This is a genomic window from Pseudomonas sp. 9.2(2024) (genome assembly GCF_039695385.1).
Lineage (GTDB): Bacteria > Pseudomonadota > Gammaproteobacteria > Pseudomonadales > Pseudomonadaceae > Aquipseudomonas > Aquipseudomonas paraglycinae.
On sequence record NZ_CP155585.1, the window covers coordinates 475,231 to 497,779 of the forward strand.

Here is a 22,549-nt window from a genome sequence, read left to right on the forward strand (position 1 = left end):
GATCAAAAGCCCCTCACCCCCGCCCTCTCCCGGAGGGAGAGGGAGCTGACCGAGATGTCTGGCGCCATACATCGACCTGAAGGATCAAGTCGATTATGGATTCAGCAAAGCTCATACAGGTCAGCGCAAATCACCAATATCCCGCGGTCAGTCCCCTCTCCCTCCGGGAGAGGGTTAGGGTGAGGGGGCTCTTGCTCTTGCCTTCGCTCGATCACTACCAAACGCCAATCTGAACGAGCTTCTCGGTCTCGGGCTCCCCATAGCGAAACCGCTGCCCGCGCAAATCAATCTCCTGATGACTGATCGTCGTGCGCCGCTTCAACCCGCGCACCCACTCGAACAGATACCCCGCATGCTCCTCGCGCACCGCCGCATACGCCGGGTCCGCGCCCAGATCCTGCAGCTCCTGCGGGTCATTCAACAGATCGAAAAGCTGCGGCCGGAAGCCGTCGTACGCCAGGTATTTCCAGCGTTCACTGCGCACCATGGTCATGCGGCAACGGTCGATCGGCTGGCCCAGTCGCTCCCGTGCCGGGGCCTGGAAGGCGTAGTCGTATTCGCTGATCGCATAGCGGCGCCAGTCAGGATTTTCACCGTGCAGCAGCGGAATCAGCGAGCGACCTTCCAGGCGATGCTCGGCCCCCGTAACGCCCAGCGCGTCGAGAAAGGTCGGCACGCCGTCGATGGTTTCCGCCAGTCGCTCGTCCACGGTGCCCCGTGTGACATCCGCCGCCGCACGCGGGTCGCGCACGATCAATGGAACGCCCACCGCCTGCTCCAGCAAAAACTCCTTCTCGCCCAGCCAGTGATCGCCCAGGAAGTCGCCGTGATCGCTGGTGAACACAATCAGCGTGTCCTCCCAGCGGCCGTTGCTTTGCAGGAAATCGAACAGCCGCCCCAACTGATCATCGACCTGTTTGACCAGGCCCATGTACGTCGGGATCACGTTCAGTCGTACCGGATCTTTGGAGAAATTCAGGCTTTCCTCATGCTGGCGAAAGGCCTGATAGACCGGGTGGTCGCTTGGAGAGGCATTACGTACCGGTTCGAGAATCGATTTCGTACTGTACAAAGTGTGGTACGGCGACGGTACAATGTAGGGCCAGTGGGGTTTGATATAGGACAGGTGTAAAAACCACGGTTTTTCACCTTGCTCACCGATGAAGTCGATGGCTCGATTTGTAGTGTAGACAGTCTCTGAATGTTGCTCGGGAATTCGTGCCGGCAAATGGGCATTACGCATTTTCCAGCCGCTGAGGATTTCGCCGTTGTCGCCTTCGGCCGCGTTGGCCCAGTCATGCCAGGGGTTACGCCCTTCGAAACCCTGCTCGCGCAGGTAGTGGGTGTATGGCGCGGATTCGCGTTTGTCATCGAACAGCGGGTTGTCGGGGAAGATGCCGTCGTGACGAAAGTACGGCTCGAAGCCGACTTCATTGAGCACTTCGGCCTGGGCGCTTTCGGGGTTGATCGCCAACCGCTGCAAGGCGTCCACATTGGCCGTGGCGTGGGTCTTGCCGACCAGCGCAGTACGAATGCCGTGGGGTCGCAGGTAATCGCCGATGGTCAGTTCTTCCAGCGGCAGCGGCACGGCGTTCCACGCCACCTGATGGCTGCTGACATAGCGCCCGGTGTAGGCCGACATCCGCGACGGTCCGCAAATCGTGCCTTGGGTGTAGGCACGGCTGAAGCGCACGCCGGCCGCAGCCAGGCGATCGATGTTCGGGGTGTGCAGGTGTGGGTGGCCGTAGCAGGACAGGTAATCGCGGCGCAGTTGATCGCACATGATGTACAGCACGTTGCGCACAGGGTTTTGCGGGTTGGACATGGGGTTCACCAGTCAGAAAGACAGGCGAGGTTTTTCGCTTTCGGCGAGGGTGTTCGGCAAGTGCATTCGGGGAATGCTTGCCATGCATGAAACGCATGGGCTCAGACGGCGAGGTTCGCCAGTGAGCACACCTCCTCATCCACCGCATCGATCGCCTTGATCTGCTCGATCATCGCCTCGGCCAACGGTGACAACCGATACCCGGCGCGGCTGACGATTCCATAACGGGTGTAAAGCTCCTCCAGATCATCCGCCAACCCTTCGACCTTCAAGCACACCAGCTCACCCCGGGCCTGATGCAGTGCATCCGAATAGGCGCCGACGATGCCGATCGCATCCGAACGCAACACCACGCCGAGCAGGCTGGCGCTGTTCTCGCACTCCACGTTCGGAACGAAATCCGGGCGACCACTGAGGTCAACGATGACCTTGCGCAGGTTTGGCGGGCGAATGCTGACGGCCAGTGGATAACTCATCAATTGCTCGGCGGTGACCCGATCCGATGCGGCCAGCGGATGCCCGGCGCGGCAGCAGAAATGCCATTTGCGCGGCCTCAACCGGTGGGTCAGATAATCCGGATCTGCCTCGAAGTGCCGAGTGTCGGCAACGAAGAATTCGAACTCTTCGCTCAGCAGCCGTTTGCTCAGGCTCTGCCAGTCATCGACCTGGTAATGCACCCGCGCTTTCGGGTAGCGGCCGATGAAGCTGCCGATCGCTCGGGGGATCAATCCTGCCGCTGGCGCCGGGCCACAACCGAAGCGCAATTCCCCCGCCTCCAATCCGTTGAACTGGCTGATCTCGTTGGCCATCTGCTGCGCACCGCTGACCAGTCGCCGCGCGTGTTCAAGCAGCACCTGGCCCTGTTTGGTCGGCGGCAATTCCTTGCGTCCGCGATCCACCAACTGGCAACCGACGCTGTGTTCCAGCGCCTGAATGCTGCGGCTGAATGCCGACTGCGACAGGTTCACCGCCTGCGCGCCCGCGACGAAGCTGCGTTGTTCGGCGAGGGCGATGAAGTGTCTGAGTTGGCGCAAGTCGATATGCATTTTTCACATAAAAAATATCCGGGAAATGCATTGGATATGCATTAGGTCGACTCCTTATAAAGGCAATCTCTTATGCAGTAAATCTTTGTAAAAACATAAATAAATAACTTAAAAGAATATGCGGCACGGAAGATGTCTGCGTGTTTTTTGACCAGGAGCAGTCCCATGAGTCCGTTGAACCTCGCTTCACCGCCGCCGCCACGACGGCTCAAACGTCTGCCTCTGGCCCTGTTGCTGGCGGGGAGTGCCAGCTGCACCCACGGCTACGCTGCGGAAACGGAAACCCCTGTGCCGGCACCGGCAGGCAAGACCGCGACCGCCACTTCGCAACTGGAAACCGTGACCGTCACCACCCGCCGTCGCGAAGAAAGTTCTCAGGACGTGCCGACACCCATGAGCGTGGTCAGCGGCCAGACTCTGGAGACGCAGCGGATCTACCGGATTCAGGATCTGCAGCAACTGGTGCCCAGCGTCAACGTCGCCTACATGCATGCGCGTCAGTCCAGCGTGTCGATCCGGGGCCTCGGCAACAACCCGGCCAGCGATGGTCTGGAAGGCAGCGTCGGGCTGTACATCGATAACGTTTATCTGGGCCGTCCGGGGATGGCGGTGTTCGACCTGATGGACATCGAACAGCTCGAAGTCCTGCGCGGGCCGCAGGGGACGTTGTTCGGCAAGAACACTACCGCTGGGGTAATCAACATCAGCACCCGCGCGCCGAGTTTTACCCCGGAGCGCAGCATCGAAACCTCGGTCGGCGAGGACGGTTATTTCCAGACCAAGGGCACGATTTCCGGGCCGCTCAACGATGTGCTGGCCGGGCGTTTGTCGGCCTATCGCACTCGTAGCGACGGCGACATCAAGAACGAATTCAACGGCCATGATCTGAACGGCGGTTCCCGCGACGGTTTCCGTGCGCAGTTGCTGTTCAAGCCCAACGAAAACTTCAACCTGCGCTGGATCGGTGATTACAACGAAGAGGATTCCAGCGCCGGCACCCGCGTGCTGTACAACACCGGGCCGACCATCAATGGCGTCAATCTCTACTCGGCCCGCGCCGCCGCTGCCGGCGCGACGCTGGTCAACGGCTCGCACCGCAAGGTCAATCTGGACAATGACCAGCACGTCACCGTGCATCAGGGCGGCACGTCGGTGGAGGCCAACTGGACCCTGCCGAGCGACTTCACCCTGACCTCGGTCAGCTCCTACCGCTTCTGGAATTTCACCCCGCGCAACGATGATGGCCTCAACGTGCCGGCAACCTACAACGCCGGGGTGTCGGTGGAGGACAAACAGTATTCCCAGGAATTTCGTCTCGCCTCGCCCAAGGGCGAGTTCTTCGATTACGTCCTCGGTGCCTACTATTTCGGCTCGGACCTGGACAACAAATCCTTCGCCTATTACGGCCCGCAGGCAGACATCTGGAACGGCACGCCACGGGGCGCGCTGGCCAACGTCAACAGCGTCGGCCGTGGCCATATCAAGACCGACAGCTTCGCGCTGTTCGCCCAAGGCACCTGGCACCTGACCCCGCGTCTGGATTTCACCGCCGGGGTGCGTGGCACCTATGAAGAGAAGAACGCCTGGGTCAATCGTGATGCACCGGTCGGTGGCGCCGCTGTCACGGGTGCCGCAGCCACTGCGCGACGCGGCCGGACCGGCGCCTACGATTCCGGCGACCTGAATCAGTACAGCTCCAGCCCGTCCGGATTGCTCAACCTCAGCTATCGCTTCACCGATGATCTGCTCGGCTACGCTACGTTGTCTCACGGCGAAAAATCCGGTGGGGTCAACCTTGTGGTCGGCTCGGCCCCGACCGCTGGTGCCGACTCGCTGCTTATCGGTACCGAGCGCGCCAACAACGCCGAACTCGGTTTCAAGAGCACGCTCTGGGATCGCCGTTTGCAGTTCAACGCCAACGTGTTCTGGACTCAGGTCAACGCTTACCAGACCAACGCCTACGACGACGTCAACCGTGTGCAATACCTGACCAACGCCGGTTCGGTGCGCTCGCGCGGCGTGGAGTTCGAGAGCACCGTGATCCCGTTGCGCGGCCTGACGCTGAACTTCAACGGCTCGTACAACGACGTCAGTTACCTCTCGTACAAGGACGCGCCGTGCCCGCCGGAGGTCAGCCAGGCACCGGGTGCTCCAGCCTCTTGCGACCTCAGCGGTCATCAGGTGGTCGGCGCCTCGAAATGGATCGGCAATGCCAACGGCAAGTACGAATGGAATATGGATAACGGCCTGCAACCTTACGTCACCGGCAGCTACGCGTTCCGCTCAAAAGCGGTGGGCACGGTCGAAGATTCCGACTACGGCCAGATCCCGAGTTACGCGGTGGTCAATCTCTCCACCGGCCTGCGCGGCGATTTCAATCAGGGTCAGTGGGACGTCTCGCTGTGGCTGAAAAACGCCTTCGACAAAACCTACTACACGACCCTGTGGACCGGCGGCAACGGCGGCTATGAAGGCCTGCTCGGTACGCCGCGTACCCTCGGCGTCACCGGTCGCTACGACTTCTGATCGATCCTTCAAGGAGCTGCATCATGTTGCGCATCAAAACCGCTTTACCGGTGTTGCTGTCCGGCGCAGTGCTCAGTGCCGGGGCGCTCGCCGCACCCAGCGTCTACCCCACCGGCGTCACCCGTTACGACCCGGCCAAGGCCTTCAATCAATATGTGATCTTCAGCGGTGCCGACAAGCAGACGCACCTGATCGACATGAACGGCAACGAGGTGAAGAACTGGCCGCAGTCAGGTTTCCCGTCGGCGATCATCGACCCGCAACTGGTGGGTGGCGAGCGTGGCCATGTGTTGCTGCAACTGAGCGAAAAGGATCCAGGCAAGCTCGGTTCCGCCGGTAACGGTCTCGGCAATCAGAGCGTCGGCGAGCTGGACTGGAATGGCAAAGTCGTCTGGCAGTGGGGCGACAAGGCCCCCGGTGGGGCGGCGCAACAGCATCACGATCAGCGTCGCCTGAGTAACGGCAACACCGTGGTGCTGGCGAACAAGGTGCACCAGGTCAAAGGCTTCAAGGTGCCCGAGGTGATCGACGATGCGATCTATGAAGTCAGCCCCGCCGGCGAGGTGAAATGGCAGTGGCTGGCGTCGGATCACTTGAACGAATTCGGCTTCACCGCCGAGCAGTTGAAGCTGGTTCGTGCCAGTGAAAATCCTGATTACCTGCACATCAACAACCTCAGCCTGGTCGGGCCGAACAAATGGTTCGATGCCGGCGACAAGCGTTTCAACCCGGACAACCTGCTGATCGATTCGCGCAATGCCAATTTCATCGCGATCATCGACAAACACAGTGGCAAGGTGGTCTGGCGCCTGGGGCCGAATCTGCCGTTGGCCAATCCGAAAACCGCGCAGAAAATCCCGCGCCCGGTGGACCAGTTCGTCGGTCAGCATGACGCGCACATCATCCCGGCCGGATTGCCCGGCGCGGGCAATCTGCTGGTGTTCGACAACCAGGGTTCGGCGGGGTACCCGAACGTCACGCTGGGGCTGATTTCCGGTTCGCGGGTGCTGGAGATCGACCCGATGAAAAATGAAATCGTCTGGCAGTACAGCGCGGCGAATTCGAAGCAGCCGGGGTGGGCGTTCTACAGCTCGTTCATCAGCAGCGCACGGCGCTTGCCCAACGGCAACACGCTGATCGATGAAGGCATGAACGGACGGTTCTTCCAGGTGACAGCCAGCGGTGAAAACGTCTGGGAATACGTCAGCCCTTATCTGGGCAAAGCGCCGGGCAGCGACGCGATCAGCAACTGGGTCTATCGGGCCCTTCCTGTGAGTTATGACTGGGTGCCGGCAGGAACTCCGCGCTCGGAGACGGCAGTGATTGCGCCGGCCATTGGTGTGCAACAAACCAATGCCAGTCGTTAGTTATTAAGAGTCTTCCGAATCGAAATAAGTTATGAGCGACATGAATAGTGCATATAGCAATTTCGTTGAAAAGTCGCGTGGACAATAAATGAATGTCCAACCATCCTGAGTGTCGTGAGTTTCCAGGAGGAAACTTGCTCTCATCGGAAGACACTTATCCAACGATAAAGGAAATCTCGTTATGTCGAGCATTAATGGCACTTACGTAAATGCCAACTCTGGCGCCAAGCTGGTTATCACCGACGGTAATGATTCCAATGGCAGCTTCAGCGGCACCCTCAGCCAGGGTGGCGTGAATTACGACATCCGTTACGGGAACTACCACTTCCAGAACAGCACCGGCAACCCGACCACAATCGCGGTGCTGGCTCAGAACGGAAATAGTGGTTATCAGACCTGGACGCTGTTTTCGCCTGATCACAACTACGCGAAACTCCGGGCTACCGGTTCCCGCGTGAACTTCGATGGTGAAGTGGTGAACTTGGGTGGTGAGTTTCTGAAGCAATAAGAAATTCCGTAAATCGAAGGCCGATGCATTAAACATGCATCGGCCTTTTTTATTTTACTTTTTATAAAGCTCGTCAACTATCACCTTGGAATTAGTTGTCACTGAATCCCGGGTCATCGATAACCCGATGCCTTGGATGAATACTTTTTATGCCGGGAAAGCATGTCGATTCCGGCGAATCGCTGGAAGCCTTGCGGGCCGTGGCTTTGGCGAAAATGACTGTTTCATATATTCCATAAACATCTATTCATAACATGAAAGATTACTTTCGGAGATAAGCCGCTGGCCCAATGATTGACCCATCGATCACGCCGTGGGGGATTCAACAAGCGGCGAATCGGCTAAGCGAAAAAACGCAAAGAGACCGCAGGGAGTAAATCAATGGGCAATGTCCAGACCGCCGCCAGCGCACAGGAGGTGCTGTGGCGCCAGGCGCCGAGCGGCGAGTTGGTCGATCTCGGCCGGCCCCATCGTGTGCCGTTGGGGCAGCTGCGTTTGCAGCGCGCGCCCAAGGGCATTCTGAGCCGCCGCGAAACGATTCTGCTCGGCGTTCTGGCGCTGGTGGTGCACGGCGCGGTGATCTACTGGATCAACCAGCATCCGACACCGGCGCTGCCGATCGTGCCGCCGGAAATTCCACCGATGACCATCGAATTTTCGCGCCCGGCGCCACCGGCACCACCTGTGGTTGTACCGCCGCCACCGGCACCGGTGGTCGAGCCTCCGCCCCCGGTGGAGGACGAACTGGCAACCAAGCCGCCACCGAAACCAAAGCCGATTCCAAAACCGAAACCGGTCGCCAAACCCGTACCGAAACCGGCGCCGAAAGCGGTCGAGCAACCACCGGCTCCGCCACAACCGGCCGCTCCGGTCGCCGCGCCGGCGCCACCTGCACCGCCGGCGCCTGCTCCGGTGACGCCGGCCTCGGCCAACGCCGCGTACCTGAAGAACCCGGCGCCCGAGTATCCGTCGCTGGCCCAGCGTCGCGGTTGGGAAGGCACGGTGTTGTTGCGGGTGCACGTGTTGGCCAGCGGCAAACCGGGCGAGATCCAGATCCAGAAAAGCAGTGGCCGGCAACAGCTCGACGACGCGGCGCTGGACGCCGTGAAGCGCTGGAGCTTCGTGCCGGCCAAGCAGGGTGATGTCGCCCAGGACGGCTGGGTCAGCGTACCCATCGATTTCAAGATTCATTAAACCGAAACCAATTTCGCGCTAAACGTTTACACGAGGGAACACATCATGACGTTACTGGCATCTCCACTGGAATCCATCGAAAGCGCGGTGATCTGGCTGCTGGTGGTCTTCTCTGTCGCCACTTGGGGCCTGGCATTGCTCAAGGCTTTGCAGTTCGGCCGGTTGAAGGCGCAGGACCGAAAATTTCACAAACGCTTCTGGGCGGCGTCGAGTCTGGACTCCGCCGCCGAGTTGAGCGAAACCCAGCCCGGCGCGGCAGCGCGGGTGGCACAGGCCGGTTATGCGGCGATACAAGTGGGCGAGGCGCCGCAGGCCAATGACCTGAGCCAGGCGATCAATCATCAGGATCGCCTCGAACGTGCCTTGCGCCAGCAGATCGTCCGCGAGCGCCGTTCGCTGGAAACCGGTCTGGCGGTGGTCGCGAGTATTGGCAGCACCTCGCCGTTCATTGGTCTGTTCGGCACGGTGTGGGGAATCATGGAAGCGTTGAAAGGCATCAGCGCGGCGGGCTCGGCGAGCCTGGAAACGGTCGCAGGGCCCATCGGTGCAGCGCTGGTCGCCACCGGAGTGGGGATCGCGGTCGCGGTGCCGGCGGTGCTGGTTTACAACTACTTTTTGCGTCGTCTGAAACTGACGGCGGCGGACCTGGACGACTTTGCCCACGACTTCTACAGCCTGGCGCAAAAGAGCTCGTTCCGCGTACTGATCCACCCGACCGCGCACAAGGCTGCGGCCCAGGGCAACGCAACAAAAGTGAAGGAGGCGTCCTGATATGGCCTTCTCCGCGCAAGACAGCGACGAGGTGCTGAGCGAGATCAACGTGACGCCGCTGGTGGACGTGATGCTGGTGCTGTTGGTGGTGTTCATCGTCACCGCGCCGCTTTTGACCAACGCGATACCGATCAACCTGCCGAAGACCGAAGCGGTGGCGCCGGTCGAGCAGAAAGACCCGTTGGTGGTGAGCATCGACGGTGCTGGAAAACTGTTTATCAACAAGGACGAAATCCAGCCGGATCTGCTGGAGTTCAACCTCAAGTCGGCCAAGGCCAAGGACCCGGAAGTGCGCGTGCAATTGCAGGCCGACGACGGGGTGAATTACGGCGAAGTGGCGCGAGCCATGGCTTCGATTGAGCGGGCGGGCATCACCAAGCTGTCGGTGATCACTGCACGATAAGGGTTTCACGTTTTTCCGGGGCCGTCTCCTTGGCAGGGTGCGGCCCCTTTTTTTGCCCAATGCTTAATATGCTTTTCAGGTCTTAATAAATAGCTTCTTATTCCTTAACGAATATATATCCCGTCCCTATACTCGTTCAGGAACAGACACGACGCAGGAGAGCTCCCCCATGCGCAACGAATCAATCCGTTATCTGATTGTGCCGGGCTGGCAAGGATCGCCAGAAGATCATTGGCAAACCCACTGGCAGAACAGCCTGCCCAACAGCGCGCGGGTGGAGCAGGCCGACTGGCTGACGCCGCGTCGTGAAGACTGGGTCGCGGCGCTGGCCGAGGCGATTGCCGCCGACAGCTCGCCGGTGATTCTCATCGCGCACAGCCTGGGCTGCATCACCGTAGCGCACTGGGCGGCCACCGCGCCACTGCATCATTTGCGTCAGGTGCGCGGGGCGCTGCTGGTCGCACCGGCGGATGTCGAGCGCCCGGCGTGCGTGCCGGCACTGCGCAATTTCGCACCGATCCCGACCGATCTGCTGCCGTTCCCGAGCCAGGTCGTCAGCTCCGACAACGACGCCGCCGTCAGTGCGCCGCGTGCGCTGGAACTGGCGCGCAACTGGGGCGCCGAGGCGGGGATTCTCGCCGGTGCCGGCCATATCAACGTGAAGTCCGGGCATCAACGCTGGGAGCAGGGATTCGCTTATCTGTATCGCCTGCAAAACCGCATGGAACACCACGCCCGGCGCCGTGCCTGATCACTTTTATTTTTTCAACGCCCCCGTCTCCCGGCGATTTGGGGCGGGAGTCTGCCATGAGTCTTGAAACCTTCGGTCAGCCGTTGCTGACCTTTCCCGATGCGGAAAAAAGTCCCCTGAGCATTCGCGCCAAGGCGCTGGTGTTCGTCGATCCACGCTCGCGCCAGTTGCGCGAGGAAATGGCCCAGCTCGCACCCCGCTCGATCTCGGTGTTGATTCGCGGCGAGACCGGCACCGGCAAGGAATTGCTCGCCCGCCACATCCACCGCGCCAGTGATCGCAGCGGCTTGTTTGTCTCGGTCAATTGCGGGGCGATCAGCCCGACCTACGCCGATGCCGAATTGTTCGGCTACGCCGCCGGCAGCTACAGCGGATCGGCCAGCAGTCGCGCCGGCTGGTTCGGTTCGGCCAACGGCGGCACCTTGTACCTGGACGAGATCGGCGACCTGCCGCTGCCGATCCAGATCAAGTTGCTATCCGCACTGGAAAATCACGAAGTCACCCGCGTCGGTGCGCATCAACCGAGCCCGGTGGACGTGCGGCTGGTCGCTGCGACCAGCATCGATCTGGCCCAAGCGGTGGCGGCGGGGAAATTCCACGAGCGGCTTTATCACTATCTCAGCGAAGGGCATCTGGAGCTGCCAGCATTGCGCGCGCGGGTCGGCGACATTCTGTCGTTGGCCGAGTACTTCCTCGGCATCTACAGCCAGCGCCTGGACCTGCCGGTGCCGCTGATCAGCGAGGCGGCGCAACAGGTGCTGGAGCAACACAGCTGGCCGGGCAACACCCGGGAGCTGGAAAACGTCATTCATTTTGCGCTGCTGGTGAGCACCGGCGACGAAATCCTGCCGGAGCACCTGAACCTGCCCGAGGTGTCTGGGCCGCTGGTTCAGATCGAACGTCAGGTGGCGAGCGTCAGCCTCAACGGCACCGTCGACGAACGTAAGGCATTGAAAGAATTGCTGTTGAGCCTGAGCGAGGCGTTGTAACCATTTTGTTCAACACGAACAAAATGGAATATGAAGCTGAATAAACGTTATTGTCCGGGAATAAAAAATCCCGGTATTGTCCGCTTCACGCCAGCAGTAGCACATCGCTGGCACACGTATTAATGCCGTCGTCGATGACGACCGTGATTTTCGATAAGGACACTGCATGAAAAAGGTTCTGTTGTTTACCGCATTGGCGGCTGCTCTGACTGCTTCCCTGGCCCAGGCCGGCGAGAAACTGGTGGTTGCTGCGACGCCGGTACCGCACGCCGAGATCCTCGAACTGATCAAACCGACCCTCGCCAAAGAAGGCGTGGATCTGGAAATCAAGGTCTTCACCGACTACGTACAGCCGAACGTACAGGTGGGCGAGAAGCGTCTGGACGCCAACTACTTCCAGACCAAGCCTTACCTGGACAGCTTCAACGCCGGCAAATACAAGGACGACAAGGCCAAGTACCTGGTGACCGTGCAAGGCGTTCACGTTGAACCGTTCGGTGGCTACTCGAGCAAGTACAAGGCCCTGGCTGAACTGCCGGACGGCGCCACCATCGCCATTCCGAACGAAGGCAGCAACAGCGGTCGCGCTCTGATCCTGCTGCAGAAGGCTGGCCTGATCGAGCTGAAAGATCCGAAGAATGCCCTGGCCACGCCAAAAGACATCGCCAAGAACCCGCACAACTTCAAGTTCAAGGAACTGGAGTCGGCCCTGCTGCCGCGCGTTCTGAAAGAAGTCGACCTGGACATGATCAACACCAACTATGCACTGGAAGCCAAGCTGAACCCGACCAAGGACGCCCTGGTGATCGAAGGTGCTGATTCGCCTTACGTGAACTTCCTGGTTGCCCGTGAAGACAACAAGAACAGCGACGCCATCAAGAAACTGGCCGCTGCCCTGACCAGCCCTGAAGTCAAAGCGTTCATCGAGAAGAAGTACAACGGCGCGGTACTGCCGGCGTTCTGATCCGACGCAACAGCAACCCCCTTCAAGGTTGAAAAAAACGCCGATGATCAGCGATGGTCATCGGCGTTTTTTTTGCGTGTGGATAACTCAGGCAGCGCTGGTTTTCAGCGCCCTGCGCAAGGCCACCAGCCATTTCACGAAATCCTGCGGGTCCGGTCGCTGCGGCACTTTTACGTCCATGTTCTCTTCCTTGTTATGGGGTTGGCCGGGGGAGTCTGGCCAAAAGCTGTTCGTCCTTGGAGGGCTTTTACGAAAAAAAGATCCGTCCTACAGCGAAAGGAAAAATAGCCTTCTTATTCTGTCGGAGCAAACCCGCAGGATAGTTTTTTGCGTGATATCAATATGCTTTAACGGTATTTAAATTCTTTTTCTTATACCTTTAAAGTCGGTGCCTGCCGGACAGTTACCCGCTGTCCATGGACTGCACCACCGTCGCTTACCGAGCGGCGTCAGGATGTTTCATGACCTTCGATTACGCATTTATCCTCAGCACCCTGCCGGCGTTTCTCAAGGCCGTGGGCGTGACGCTGCAGGTCGGTTTGATTGCCATTGGCACCTCGCTACTGGTGGCGCTGCTCAATGCGACGATTCTGGTGTTCCGCACGCCTTACCTGCAAAAACTGGTCGGGCTGTATGTGGAACTGGCACGCAACACGCCGCTGCTGATCCAGCTGTTCTTCGTCTACTTCGCGTTGCCGGCCCTGGGGATCAAGGTTTCCGGCTTCAGCGCCGCGATCATCACCATGACGTTTCTCGGCGGGGCCTACCTCACCGAAGTGCTGCGCGCCGGTGTCGATGCGGTGCCTCAGGCGCAGCTTGAATCGGGCCGCTCAATCGGCCTGTCCCACGGTCAGTTGCTGCGTTACGTGATCCTGCCGCAAGCGGGGATCCTCAGCCTGCCGTCGCTGTTCGCCAATTTCATTTTCCTGCTCAAGGAGACCACCGTGGTCTCGGCAGTGGCGGTGCCGGAAATTCTCTACACCACCAAAAGCTACATCGCGCTCTACTACAAAACCTACGAAATGCTCGCCGTGCTGACGCTGATCTGCGTGCTGCTGTTCCTGCCGCTGTCGCTGCTGTTGAGCCGTCTGGAAAGGAGGCTCCAGCATGGCCAGTTCGGGTCTTGAACTGCTCTGGGTGTCGTTGCCGCAACTGGCCAAAGGCGCCGGGCAAACCCTGTCGATCTCGTTCCTCAGTATCGCCATCAGCACCGTCGGCGGCGTGCTCTACGGCGTGCTGCGCACGCTCAACGTGACGTGGCTGAACGCGCTGCTGCGGATCTATCTGGAGCTGTTCCGGGCGATCCCGGTGCTGGTCTGGTTGTACCTGCTGTTTTTCGGCCTGCCGATTTTCTTCGGGCTGAGCCTGCCGAGCTTCTGGTGTGCGGTCCTGGTGCTGTCGCTGTGGGGCGCCAGCGAGGTTGGCGAAGTGGCGCGCGGTGCGTTGCATTCGTTGCCGCGCGGGCAGCGTGAAGCGGGGCTGTCGATCGGTCTGAACGCGGCGCAACTCTACGGTTACGTGCTGCTGCCCCAGGCGCTGAAACGCATGACGCCACCGACCATCAACGTCTACACGCGGATCATCAAGACCAGTTCGCTGGCGGTGCTGATCGGTGTGGTGGATGTGATCAAGGTCGGCCAGCAGATCATCGAGCGCACCTACGAATCGGTGCTGATCTACGGCGCGCTGTTTCTGTTTTTCTTTTTCATCTGCTACCCGCTGTCGGCCGCCTCGCGCGTGCTGGAGCGGCGCTGGACGCAAGCATGAGCGCATTGATCGAGTTTCAGGGTTTCAACAAATTCTTCGGCGAACAGCAGGTGCTCAAGGGCATCGACCTGCAAGTGAAGTCCGGCGAAGTCATCGTCATCCTCGGCCCCAGCGGCTGCGGCAAAAGCACCTTGCTGCGCTGCCTCAACGGTCTGGAAACCGCCCACAGCGGTCACCTGAAGTTCGCCGGCCGTGAATTGCTGGACAAGGCCACCGACTGGCGCGAAGTGCGTCAGCAGATCGGCATGGTGTTCCAGAGTTATCACCTGTTTCCGCACATGAGCGTGCTCGACAACCTGCTGCTCGGCCCGCTGAAAGTGCAGAAACGCGAACGCCGCGAAGCACAGCAACAAGCCGAAGCGTTGCTCGCGCGCGTCGGCCTGGCGGACAAGCGGGACGCCTTCCCGCGCCAGCTCTCCGGTGGCCAGCAGCAACGCATCGCCATCGTCCGCTCGTTGTGCATGAACCCGCGGGTGATGCTCTTCGACGAAGTCACCGCCGCCCTTGATCCGGAGATGGTCAAGGAAGTGCTGGAAGTGATTCAGGGCCTGGCCCGCGAAGGCATGACCCTGTTGATCGTCACCCACGAAATGGCCTTCGCCCGCGCGGTGGCCGATCGCATCGTGTTCATGGATGGCGGGCGCATCCTTGAACAGAACCCGCCCGAGCTTTTCTTTACGAACCCGCAAACCGCACGCGCGCAGCAGTTCCTGGAGAAGTTCTCCTACGTCGAAGCGCTGACTTCAACGACTTCGCCCACAACGACTCAACCCAAGGAACTGGAACTGCCATGAAAACTGCCAAAGCCCTATTTGCTTTACCGCTGATCAGCCTCGCGCTGCTGGCCGGCTGCAACAAGACCGAAGAACCGGCCAAGCCGAAAGTCGCCAGCGAAAGCACCGCGCCGGCCGGTTACCTGGACAAGATCAAGGCCCGCGACAAACTGATCGTCGGCGTGTTCACCGACAAGCCGCCGTTCGGTTTCGTCAACGAAGCGGGACGCTATGTCGGCTTCGATACCGACATCGGTCGTCAATTCGCCAAGGATCTGCTGGGCGATGAAAACAAGGTCGAGTTCGTGGCCGTGGAACCGGCGAGCCGCATTCCGTTCCTGCAAAGCGACAAGGTCGACCTGATCCTCGCCAACATGACCGTGACCCCGGAGCGCAAGGAAGCGGTGGAATTCACCAACCCGAACCTCAAGGTCGCGGTGCAGGCGCTGGTGCCCCAAGGCAGTGAGGTGAAAAAGCTGGATGACCTGGCGACCCGCACCACCATCGTCACCACCGGCACCACCGCCGATATCTGGCTGACCAAGAACCACCCGGACTGGAAACTGCTGAAGTTCGAGAAAAACTCCGAGTCCCTGCAAGCCCTGGCCAACGGCCGTGGCGATGCCTACGCGCAGGACAATCTGGTGCTGTTCAGCTGGGCCAAGCAGAACCCGGGCTACCGCGTGCTGGACGAAAAACTTGGCGCCGAAGCGCCGATTGCCCCGGCGGTGAAGAAGGGCAATATCGAATTGCGCGACTGGGTGAATACTGAACTGGCCAAGCTTGGTGAGGAGAAATATCTGCTCAAGCTGTATGACCAATATGTGCGTAAAGAGCTGAGTGATGACACCAAGCCCGAGAGCGTGATTGTTGAGGGTGGGAAGTGGCAGGGCTGATTGCCTGACAGGTCGGCGGTGAGGATGCAGAGCAACCCCTCACCCCAGCCCTCTCCCGGAGGGAGAGGGAGCCGACCGAGGTGTTTTGAGAGTTACATCGACCTGAGACACCGAGTCGATTATGGATTCACAGAAGCACTTTCAGGTCGGCGTAACTCTTGAGCTTTCCCCAATCGGTTCCCTCTCCCTCCGGGAGAGGGTTAGGGTGAGGGGCTCTCCAACTGACACACCTAATCAGGCCAATTCCACGCCGGCTCATCCAGAACCCTCTGCCCGACGATCCCCGTCTGGCCGAGGGTTTTTTCCAGCACGATGCAATTGCATTCCGGGTCTTCCTGCAGCGCCGAAATCAATCGCCGGGCATGGGACACCACCCACACCTGACACTGCTCCGACACCCGGATAATCAAACGCGCCAGCGCCGGCAGCAGATCCGGATGCAGGCTGGTTTCCGGCTCGTTCAGCACCATCAGCGATGGCGGGCGTGGCGTCAGCAGCGCGGCGACCAGCAGCAGATAGCGCAACGTGCCATCCGACAGTTCCGCCGCCGACAGCGGCCGCAGCAACCCTTCCTGAAAGAACTCGATAGCGAAGCGTCCGCCTGCCAGCGGCGCAATGTTCAGCCGTGCACCGGGAAACGCATCGCTGATCGCCGCCTGCAGCGCCTCGGGATCGCCGATCTCGCGGATGGTCTGCAACGCCGCCGCCAGATCGCGCCCGTCGTGATGTAGCACCGGCGTGCGCGTGCCCAGTTGCGGCTGGCGCACCGGGGCGTCGGCGTCGCTGCGAAAGTGGTCGTAGAAGCGCCAGCGGCGGATGAACTCACGCATCTGGAAAACTTCCGGCGAGGTACGCAGGCTGCCGACCTGATCGAACAGGCTGTCGAAGTTCGGCGTGTATTGCGCCAGAACATCCCAGCCACGACCTTCACGGGTACGGATCATCGGCCCGTCGCGATCCACCAGCAGACTGGCCGGACGATAGAGCGGTCCGGCCCAGATGCATTCCTTTTTGATTTCCGGGTCGAGGGAAAAAAACGAGAGGCTTGGCTCCGGCAAACCCAGGGCGATCGAATAGCTGAAATCTTCCCCGGCAAAGCCCAGACGCAGGCGTTTCACACCCTGGCGCACGGTGGACTGGATCGGCACCTCGCCGTTGCGCATGCGCCGGCTGATGGTTTCCGGTCCGGCCCAGAAGGTCGAGTCGAGACCACCCTCACGGGCCAGCGCATTGACCACGCCGCCCTGAGCGGTTTCCGCCAGCAGCCGCAGCGCCCGATAAAGGTTGGACTTGCCGCTGCCGTTGGGGCCGGTGATCAGGTTCAGACGGCCCAGCGGAATCACCAATTTATTGATCGAGCGGTAATTGGCCACCGCGAGGGTCTTGAGCATGAAAATCCTTCTTGAGTGCCCCGAAATCCGGGTCAGGATACTCGCTGCACAGAAATGCATATATCGCCCGGACGAAGGTTGAACCCTGTTCTAAGCTCACAGTCGTATCGTCACTTGCACGTTCGTACACAGGAAGGAGTCTGCATGGCGAGTCCCGGATTGAAAACAGCGGTCATGCTGAGTCTGCTCGCTTTATTGAGCGCCTGCGGCGAGAAAAAGGCCCCCGCCGAATACCTGCCCCGGGTCTTCGTGCAGGAGGTGAACCCCGCCAATTACGCCGCCGCCGTGACCCTCACCGGCGATGTGCAGGCCCGCGTGCAGACCGAACTGTCGTTCCGGGTCGGTGGCAAGATCATCCAGCGCATGGTCGATGTCGGTGACCGCGTCTCGGCCAAACAAGTGCTGGCCAAGCTCGATCCGAAGGATTTGCAGACCAACGTCGATTCCGCCCAGGCTCAGGTAGTGGCCGAGCAGGCGCGGGTCAAACAGAGCGCCGCCGCGTTCGTCCGCCAGCAGAAACTGTTGCCCAAGGGCTACACCAGCCAGAGCGAATACGATTCGGCGCAGGCCGCCTTGCGCAGCAGCCAGAGTGCCTTGAGCGCGGCCCAGGCGCAGCTGGCCAACGCCAAGGATCAACTGAGCTACACCTCGCTGATTGCCGATGCGCCGGGCGTCATCACCGAGCGTCAGGCCGAAGTCGGCCAAGTGGTTCAGGCCACGGCACCGATTTTCAGCCTGGCCCGGGACGGTGACCGCGACGCCGTGTTCAACGTTTACGAATCCCTGCTGGCCGAGCGGCCGGCGGAGCGTTCGATCGTCGTCAGCCTGCTCGACAACCCCGCCATCAAGACCACCGGCACCGTGCGCGAAATCACCCCGGCGGTGTCCGCGCAATCCGGCACGGTGCAGGTCAAGGTCAGCCTCGACAGCCTGCCGCAGGGGATGCAACTGGGCTCGGTGGTGAGCGCCACGGCCAAGGGCACCGGCAAGTCGGCCGTTGAATTGCCCTGGTCGGCGCTGACCAAGAACGTCAGCGATCCGGCCGTGTGGATGGTCGACGATAAAGGCGAAGCTCAGTTGCACAACGTCACCGTCAGCCGCTATCTGATCGGCAAGGTCATCATCAGCGAGGGCCTCAAGGGCGGGGGAAAAGTCATTGTCGCGGGTGGGCAGTTGCTGCATCCGGGCATGAAGGTCGAAATTGCCGAAAACACCTACAAGGATCTGCAACCGGGAGCACAGCCATGAAGCGTCTGGGGCTGTTATCCATTGGCGTGTTGCTCGCCGCCTGCTCGAAAAGCGAGCCACCGCCGGAGCCGGTACGGCCGGTGTTGTCGGTCAAGGTCGAAGCGATGAGCGAGGAAAACCTCGGGCGTTTCGCCGGCAGCATTCAGGCACGCTATGAAAGCAACACCGGTTTTCGTGTTGGCGGGCGCATTGCCAGCCGTAACGTCGACGTCGGTACCGAGGTGCAGAAGGGCACGCTGCTCGCCACCCTCGATCCGACCGACCAGCAGAACCAGTTGCGTTCGGCCCAGGGCGACCTGGCCAGGGTTCAGGCACAGCTGATCAACGCCCAGGCCAATGCCCGCCGTCAGCAAGCGCTGTTCGACCGTGGTGTCGGCGCGCAGGCGCAACTGGACATTGCCATGACGGACCTGAAAACCACCCAGGCTTCGCTGGATCAGGCGCGCGCGGCGGTCAACCAGAGCAAGGATCAACTCGATTACACCCAGCTACGCTCCGACCACAAGGCGGTGGTCACCGCGTGGAACGCCGAGACCGGGCAGGTGGTGACGGCGGGCCAGCAGGTGGTGACCCTGGCGCAACCGGACATCAAGGAAGCCGTGATCGATCTGCCGGACACCCTGGTCGATGAGATCCCGTCCGACGTGGTGTTTCTGGTGGCCGGGCAGCTCGACCCGAGCATCAACTCCACGGCCACCCTGCGCGAGATCGAACCCCAGGCACAAAGTGCGACGCGCACCCGCCGCGCACGGTTGACCCTGGCCAATACGCCCGACGGCTTTCGCCTCGGCACCGCGATCAGCGTCACCCTCAGCTCGGCGATCAAGCCGCGTATCGAATTGCCCGTCACCGCGTTGCAGGAGGTCGACGGAAAAGCGCGGATCTGGGTCATCGACACCCAGAGCAAAACCGTCAACCCGCGCGACGTCAGCGTGATCAGCCGCACCGATAGCAGCGTTGTACTTGCGGGGGGCGTGAAGAACGGCGAGCGTGTGGTCAGCGCCGGCGTCAACAGTCTCAAACCCGGACAATCCGTGAAACTTGACGAGGACAGTCAATGAAAGGCTCTTTCAATCTCTCCGAATGGGCCCTCAAGCATCAGTCTTTCGTCTGGTATCTGATGTTCGTCGCATTGCTCATGGGGGTGTTCTCCTACTTCAATCTGGGGCGCGAGGAAGACCCGTCGTTCACCATCAAGACCATGGTGATCCAGACCAAATGGCCGGGCGCGACCCAGGAAGAAACCCTCAAGCAGGTCACCGACCGCATCGAGAAAAAACTCGAAGAACTCGATTCCCTAGACTATGTGAAAAGCTACACGCGCCCCGGCGAATCGACGGTGTACGTGTACCTGCGCGACACCACCAGCGCCAAGGATATTCCGGAGATCTGGTACCAGGTGCGCAAGAAGATCGACGACATTCGCGGGCAGTTTCCTCAAGGCATTCAGGGGCCGGGATTCAACGACGAATTCGGTGACGTGTTCGGCTCGGTGTACGCCTTCACCGCCGACGGCCTGACCATGCGCCAGTTGCGCGATTATGTGGAACAGGCGCGGGCCGAGATCCGCAATGTGCCGGGGCTGGGCAAGATCGAAATGATCGGCCAGCAGGACGAAGTGATTTACCTGAACTTCTCCACCCGCAAACTCGCGGCGCTGGGCATCGATCAGCGCCAGGTGGTGCAGAGCCTGCAATCGCAGAACGCCGTGACTCCGGCCGGTGTCATCGAGGCGGGCCCGGAGCGGATTTCCGTGCGGACTTCGGGGCAGTTCGCTTCGGAGAAAGACCTGGCCGAGGTCAATCTCAAGCTCAACGACCGCTTCTATCGCCTGGCAGACGTCGCCGACATCACTCGCGGTTACACCGATCCGGCCACGCCGGAATTCCGTTTCGACGGCAAACCGGCGATCGGGCTGGCGATTGCCATGCAGAAGGGCGGCAACGTCCAGGAGTTTGGCAAGGCCCTGCACAAGCGCATCGATGAACTGACGGCGGATCTACCAGTCGGCGTCGGGGTGCACACGGTGTCGGATCAGGCCGTGGTGGTGGAGGAGGCCGTTGGCGGCTTCACCAGTGCCTTGTTCGAAGCAGTGGTGATCGTGCTGGTGGTCAGCTTCATCAGCCTCGGCGTGCGCGCCGGGCTGGTGGTGGCGTGCTCGATCCCGCTGGTGCTGGCGATGGTGTTTGTGTTCATGGAGTACAGCGGCATCACCATGCAGCGGATTTCCCTCGGTGCTCTGATCATTGCCCTCGGCCTGTTGGTGGACGATGCGATGATCACCGTGGAAATGATGGTCACGCGCCTGGAAATGGGCGAGAGCAAGGAAGAGGCCGCGACGTTCGCCTACACCTCGACCGCGTTCCCGATGCTCACCGGTACGCTGGTGACGGTCGCCGGTTTCGTCCCCATCGGGCTCAACGCCAGTTCTGCCGGCGAGTACACCTACACGCTGTTCGCGGTGATTGCCGTGGCGATGATCGTGTCCTGGATTGTGGCGGTGTTCTTCGCCCCGGTGATCGGCGTGCACATTCTCAGTACCAACGTGAAAGCCCATGAAGCCGAACCGGGGCGCGTTGGCCGCGCATTCAACGGCGGTTTGCTGTGGTGCATGCGCAATCGCTGGTGGGCCATCGGCATCACCGTGCTGTTGTTTGTGCTGGCGGTGTTCTGCATGCGGTTTGTGCAGAATCAGTTTTTCCCGTCTTCGGATCGACCGGAAATCCTGGTCGACCTCAACCTGCCGCAAAACGCCTCGATCGACGAGACCCGCAAGGCCGTCGACAAGCTCGAGGCCACGCTCAAGGGCGATGCGGACATCGTGCGCTGGAGCACCTATATCGGCCAGGGTGCGATCCGTTTCTACCTGCCACTCGACCAGCAATTGCAGAACCCGTACTACGCGCAACTGGTGATCGTCAGCAAAGACTTCGAAGCCCGCGAGGCCCTGAGTCAGCGCCTGCGCGAACGGCTGCACAAGGACTTCGTCGGCATCGGCAGTTACGTGCAGGCGCTGGAAATGGGCCCGCCGGTGGGGCGTCCGATCCAGTACCGGATCAGCGGCAAGGACATCGATCAGGTGCGCAAGCACGCCATCGACCTGGCGACTGAACTGGACAAGAACGAGCACATCGGCGAGATCATTTACGACTGGAACGAGCCAGGCAAAGTCCTGCGAATCGACATCGCCCAGGACAAGGCGCGCCAGCTCGGGCTGTCGTCCGAAGACGTGGCGAACCTGATGAACAGCATCGTCAGTGGCGCGCCGCTGACCCAGGTCAACGACGACATCTACCTGATCAATGTGGTCGGTCGCGCAGTGAGTTCGGAACGCGGTACGCCGGAAACCCTGCAGAACCTGCAGATCGTCACGCCCAACGGCACGTCGATTCCGCTGCTGGCCTTCGCCACGGTTCGTTATGAGCTGGAGCAGCCGCTGGTGTGGCGTCGTGATCGCCTTCCGACCATCACCATCAAGGCGTCGGTGCGTGACGAGATTCAGCCGACCGATCTGGTGAAACTGTTGAAGCCGTCCATCGACGCGTTCGCCGAAAAACTGCCCGTTGGCTACAAGGTCGCCACCGGCGGTACGGTCGAGGAGAGTGGCAAGGCCCAAGGGCCGATTGCGAAAGTGCTGCCGTTGATGCTGTTTTTGATGGCGACTTTCCTGATGATCCAGCTGCACAGCGTGCAGAAGCTGTTCCTGGTGGCCAGTGTCGCGCCGCTTGGGCTGATCGGCGTGGTGCTGGCGCTGGTGCCGACCGGTACGCCGATGGGCTTCGTGGCAATCCTCGGGATCCTGGCGCTGATCGGCATCATCATCCGCAACTCGGTGATCCTCGTGACCCAGATCGACGAGTTCGAGCGCAAAGGCTACGCGCCGTGGGATGCGGTGGTGGAAGCCACCGAGCACCGACGTCGCCCGATCCTGCTCACCGCCGCGGCGGCGAGCATGGGCATGATCCCGATCGCCCGGGAAGTGTTCTGGGGGCCGATGGCCTACGCGATGATCGGCGGGATCGTGATTGCGACCCTGCTGACGCTGCTGTTTCTGCCAGCGCTGTACGTGGCCTGGTACAAGATTCGCGAGCCGAAGAAGGACGCTTCGCCATCGGCACAGTGAGTACGCC

At 60.7% G+C, this 22,549-nt stretch carries 19 protein-coding genes; 16 read left to right on the forward strand and 3 right to left on the reverse strand.

What is annotated here, in order from left to right; all coding sequences use genetic code 11:
* Window positions 1–214: 214 nt before the first annotated feature.
* Both ABFB52_RS02105 and ABFB52_RS02110 read right to left on the reverse strand, forming a co-directional pair.
* Complete coding sequence (locus ABFB52_RS02105) at window positions 215–1,825, reverse strand: alkaline phosphatase family protein (protein ID WP_129973818.1); 1,611 nt, start codon at window positions 1,823–1,825, stop codon at window positions 215–217.
* A gap of 101 nt (window positions 1,826–1,926) precedes the next feature.
* Window positions 1,927–2,871 (reverse strand): LysR family transcriptional regulator, encoded by a 945-nt coding sequence (locus tag ABFB52_RS02110; RefSeq protein WP_039764502.1) that lies wholly within the window; start codon window positions 2,869–2,871, stop codon window positions 1,927–1,929.
* A gap of 165 nt (window positions 2,872–3,036) precedes the next feature.
* On the opposite strand from ABFB52_RS02110, the gene ABFB52_RS02115 reads away from it, so the two are divergent.
* The 13 genes from ABFB52_RS02115 (at window position 3,037) to ABFB52_RS02175 (ending at window position 15,780) form a co-directional block, all read left to right on the forward strand.
* The gene (locus ABFB52_RS02115; RefSeq protein ID WP_129973817.1) at window positions 3,037–5,397 is read left to right on the forward strand and encodes a TonB-dependent receptor; all 2,361 of its coding nucleotides are present in this window, start codon (window positions 3,037–3,039) and stop codon (window positions 5,395–5,397) included.
* A gap of 23 nt (window positions 5,398–5,420) precedes the next feature.
* Window positions 5,421–6,764, forward strand: a complete 1,344-nt coding sequence (locus ABFB52_RS02120; protein ID WP_129973816.1) for an aryl-sulfate sulfotransferase — start codon at window positions 5,421–5,423, stop codon at window positions 6,762–6,764.
* A 181-nt stretch (window positions 6,765–6,945) separates the two neighbouring features.
* Window positions 6,946–7,272 (forward strand): hypothetical protein, encoded by a 327-nt coding sequence (locus ABFB52_RS02125; RefSeq protein ID WP_039764506.1) that lies wholly within the window; start codon window positions 6,946–6,948, stop codon window positions 7,270–7,272.
* Between the two features lie 381 nt (window positions 7,273–7,653).
* Window positions 7,654–8,466, forward strand: a complete 813-nt coding sequence (locus ABFB52_RS02130; protein ID WP_041475106.1) for an energy transducer TonB — start codon at window positions 7,654–7,656, stop codon at window positions 8,464–8,466.
* Window positions 8,467–8,511: 45 nt separating this feature from the next.
* Entirely contained in the window at window positions 8,512–9,237 is a 726-nt protein-coding gene (locus ABFB52_RS02135; protein ID WP_007952775.1) for a MotA/TolQ/ExbB proton channel family protein, read from the forward strand.
* Window position 9,238: 1 nt separating this feature from the next.
* Window positions 9,239–9,640, forward strand: coding sequence for a biopolymer transporter ExbD (locus tag ABFB52_RS02140; RefSeq protein ID WP_129973815.1), 402 nt, complete (start codon window positions 9,239–9,241; stop codon window positions 9,638–9,640).
* Window positions 9,641–9,809: 169 nt separating this feature from the next.
* On the forward strand, window positions 9,810–10,391 hold the full coding sequence (locus ABFB52_RS02145) for an alpha/beta hydrolase (RefSeq protein ID WP_007952774.1): 582 nt from the start codon (window positions 9,810–9,812) through the stop codon (window positions 10,389–10,391).
* A 56-nt stretch (window positions 10,392–10,447) separates the two neighbouring features.
* Complete coding sequence (locus ABFB52_RS02150) at window positions 10,448–11,380, forward strand: sigma 54-interacting transcriptional regulator (RefSeq protein ID WP_129973814.1); 933 nt, start codon at window positions 10,448–10,450, stop codon at window positions 11,378–11,380.
* Between the two features lie 166 nt (window positions 11,381–11,546).
* Window positions 11,547–12,344: a MetQ/NlpA family ABC transporter substrate-binding protein gene (locus ABFB52_RS02155; protein ID WP_129973813.1), complete on the forward strand. Its 798-nt coding sequence runs from the start codon at window positions 11,547–11,549 to the stop codon at window positions 12,342–12,344.
* A 461-nt stretch (window positions 12,345–12,805) separates the two neighbouring features.
* Window positions 12,806–13,471, forward strand: coding sequence for an amino acid ABC transporter permease (locus ABFB52_RS02160; RefSeq protein ID WP_074689410.1), 666 nt, complete (start codon window positions 12,806–12,808; stop codon window positions 13,469–13,471).
* A complete protein-coding gene (locus ABFB52_RS02165) occupies window positions 13,452–14,111 on the forward strand; it encodes an amino acid ABC transporter permease (protein ID WP_007952770.1) in 660 nt (219 codons plus the stop codon). Before ABFB52_RS02160 ends, ABFB52_RS02165 begins: the two co-directional genes overlap by 20 nt.
* Window positions 14,108–14,905, forward strand: a complete 798-nt coding sequence (locus tag ABFB52_RS02170; RefSeq protein ID WP_129973812.1) for an amino acid ABC transporter ATP-binding protein — start codon at window positions 14,108–14,110, stop codon at window positions 14,903–14,905. The genes ABFB52_RS02165 and ABFB52_RS02170 overlap by 4 nt, the downstream gene beginning before the upstream one ends.
* Window positions 14,902–15,780, forward strand: a complete 879-nt coding sequence (locus tag ABFB52_RS02175) for a transporter substrate-binding domain-containing protein (protein ID WP_007952765.1) — start codon at window positions 14,902–14,904, stop codon at window positions 15,778–15,780. The genes ABFB52_RS02170 and ABFB52_RS02175 overlap by 4 nt, the downstream gene beginning before the upstream one ends.
* Before the next feature lie 230 nt (window positions 15,781–16,010).
* Here the strand turns inward: ABFB52_RS02175 and ABFB52_RS02180 are convergent, their stop codons facing one another.
* Window positions 16,011–17,171: an AAA family ATPase gene (locus tag ABFB52_RS02180; protein ID WP_085746320.1), complete on the reverse strand. Its 1,161-nt coding sequence runs from the start codon at window positions 17,169–17,171 to the stop codon at window positions 16,011–16,013.
* A gap of 144 nt (window positions 17,172–17,315) precedes the next feature.
* On the opposite strand from ABFB52_RS02180, the gene ABFB52_RS02185 reads away from it, so the two are divergent.
* Genes ABFB52_RS02185 through ABFB52_RS02195 form a run of 3 tightly spaced genes read left to right on the forward strand, consistent with a single transcriptional unit; the run spans window position 17,316 to window position 22,542 of the window.
* Window positions 17,316–18,419, forward strand: coding sequence for an efflux RND transporter periplasmic adaptor subunit (locus ABFB52_RS02185; RefSeq protein WP_129973811.1), 1,104 nt, complete (start codon window positions 17,316–17,318; stop codon window positions 18,417–18,419).
* On the forward strand, window positions 18,416–19,480 hold the full coding sequence (locus ABFB52_RS02190; protein WP_129973810.1) for an efflux RND transporter periplasmic adaptor subunit: 1,065 nt from the start codon (window positions 18,416–18,418) through the stop codon (window positions 19,478–19,480). The genes ABFB52_RS02185 and ABFB52_RS02190 overlap by 4 nt, the downstream gene beginning before the upstream one ends.
* A complete protein-coding gene (locus ABFB52_RS02195) occupies window positions 19,477–22,542 on the forward strand; it encodes an efflux RND transporter permease subunit (RefSeq protein ID WP_129973809.1) in 3,066 nt (1,021 codons plus the stop codon). Before ABFB52_RS02190 ends, ABFB52_RS02195 begins: the two co-directional genes overlap by 4 nt.
* The last annotated feature ends 7 nt before the right edge of the window (window positions 22,543–22,549 follow it).

Coding starts and splice junctions, on each gene's coding strand:
- ABFB52_RS02125 (WP_039764506.1), top strand. CDS start 6,946: ATGTCGAGCATTAATGGCACTTACGTAAATGCCAACTCTGGCGCCAAG.
- ABFB52_RS02105 (WP_129973818.1), bottom strand. CDS start 1,825: ATGTCCAACCCGCAAAACCCTGTGCGCAACGTGCTGTACATCATGTGC.
- ABFB52_RS02135 (WP_007952775.1), top strand. CDS start 8,512: ATGACGTTACTGGCATCTCCACTGGAATCCATCGAAAGCGCGGTGATC.
- ABFB52_RS02175 (WP_007952765.1), top strand. CDS start 14,902: ATGAAAACTGCCAAAGCCCTATTTGCTTTACCGCTGATCAGCCTCGCG.
- ABFB52_RS02120 (WP_129973816.1), top strand. CDS start 5,421: ATGTTGCGCATCAAAACCGCTTTACCGGTGTTGCTGTCCGGCGCAGTG.
- ABFB52_RS02195 (WP_129973809.1), top strand. CDS start 19,477: ATGAAAGGCTCTTTCAATCTCTCCGAATGGGCCCTCAAGCATCAGTCT.
- ABFB52_RS02155 (WP_129973813.1), top strand. CDS start 11,547: ATGAAAAAGGTTCTGTTGTTTACCGCATTGGCGGCTGCTCTGACTGCT.
- ABFB52_RS02110 (WP_039764502.1), bottom strand. CDS start 2,871: ATGCATATCGACTTGCGCCAACTCAGACACTTCATCGCCCTCGCCGAA.
- ABFB52_RS02170 (WP_129973812.1), top strand. CDS start 14,108: ATGAGCGCATTGATCGAGTTTCAGGGTTTCAACAAATTCTTCGGCGAA.
- ABFB52_RS02140 (WP_129973815.1), top strand. CDS start 9,239: ATGGCCTTCTCCGCGCAAGACAGCGACGAGGTGCTGAGCGAGATCAAC.
- ABFB52_RS02190 (WP_129973810.1), top strand. CDS start 18,416: ATGAAGCGTCTGGGGCTGTTATCCATTGGCGTGTTGCTCGCCGCCTGC.
- ABFB52_RS02145 (WP_007952774.1), top strand. CDS start 9,810: ATGCGCAACGAATCAATCCGTTATCTGATTGTGCCGGGCTGGCAAGGA.
- ABFB52_RS02185 (WP_129973811.1), top strand. CDS start 17,316: ATGGCGAGTCCCGGATTGAAAACAGCGGTCATGCTGAGTCTGCTCGCT.
- ABFB52_RS02165 (WP_007952770.1), top strand. CDS start 13,452: ATGGCCAGTTCGGGTCTTGAACTGCTCTGGGTGTCGTTGCCGCAACTG.
- ABFB52_RS02130 (WP_041475106.1), top strand. CDS start 7,654: ATGGGCAATGTCCAGACCGCCGCCAGCGCACAGGAGGTGCTGTGGCGC.
- ABFB52_RS02180 (WP_085746320.1), bottom strand. CDS start 17,171: ATGCTCAAGACCCTCGCGGTGGCCAATTACCGCTCGATCAATAAATTG.
- ABFB52_RS02115 (WP_129973817.1), top strand. CDS start 3,037: ATGAGTCCGTTGAACCTCGCTTCACCGCCGCCGCCACGACGGCTCAAA.
- ABFB52_RS02150 (WP_129973814.1), top strand. CDS start 10,448: ATGAGTCTTGAAACCTTCGGTCAGCCGTTGCTGACCTTTCCCGATGCG.
- ABFB52_RS02160 (WP_074689410.1), top strand. CDS start 12,806: ATGACCTTCGATTACGCATTTATCCTCAGCACCCTGCCGGCGTTTCTC.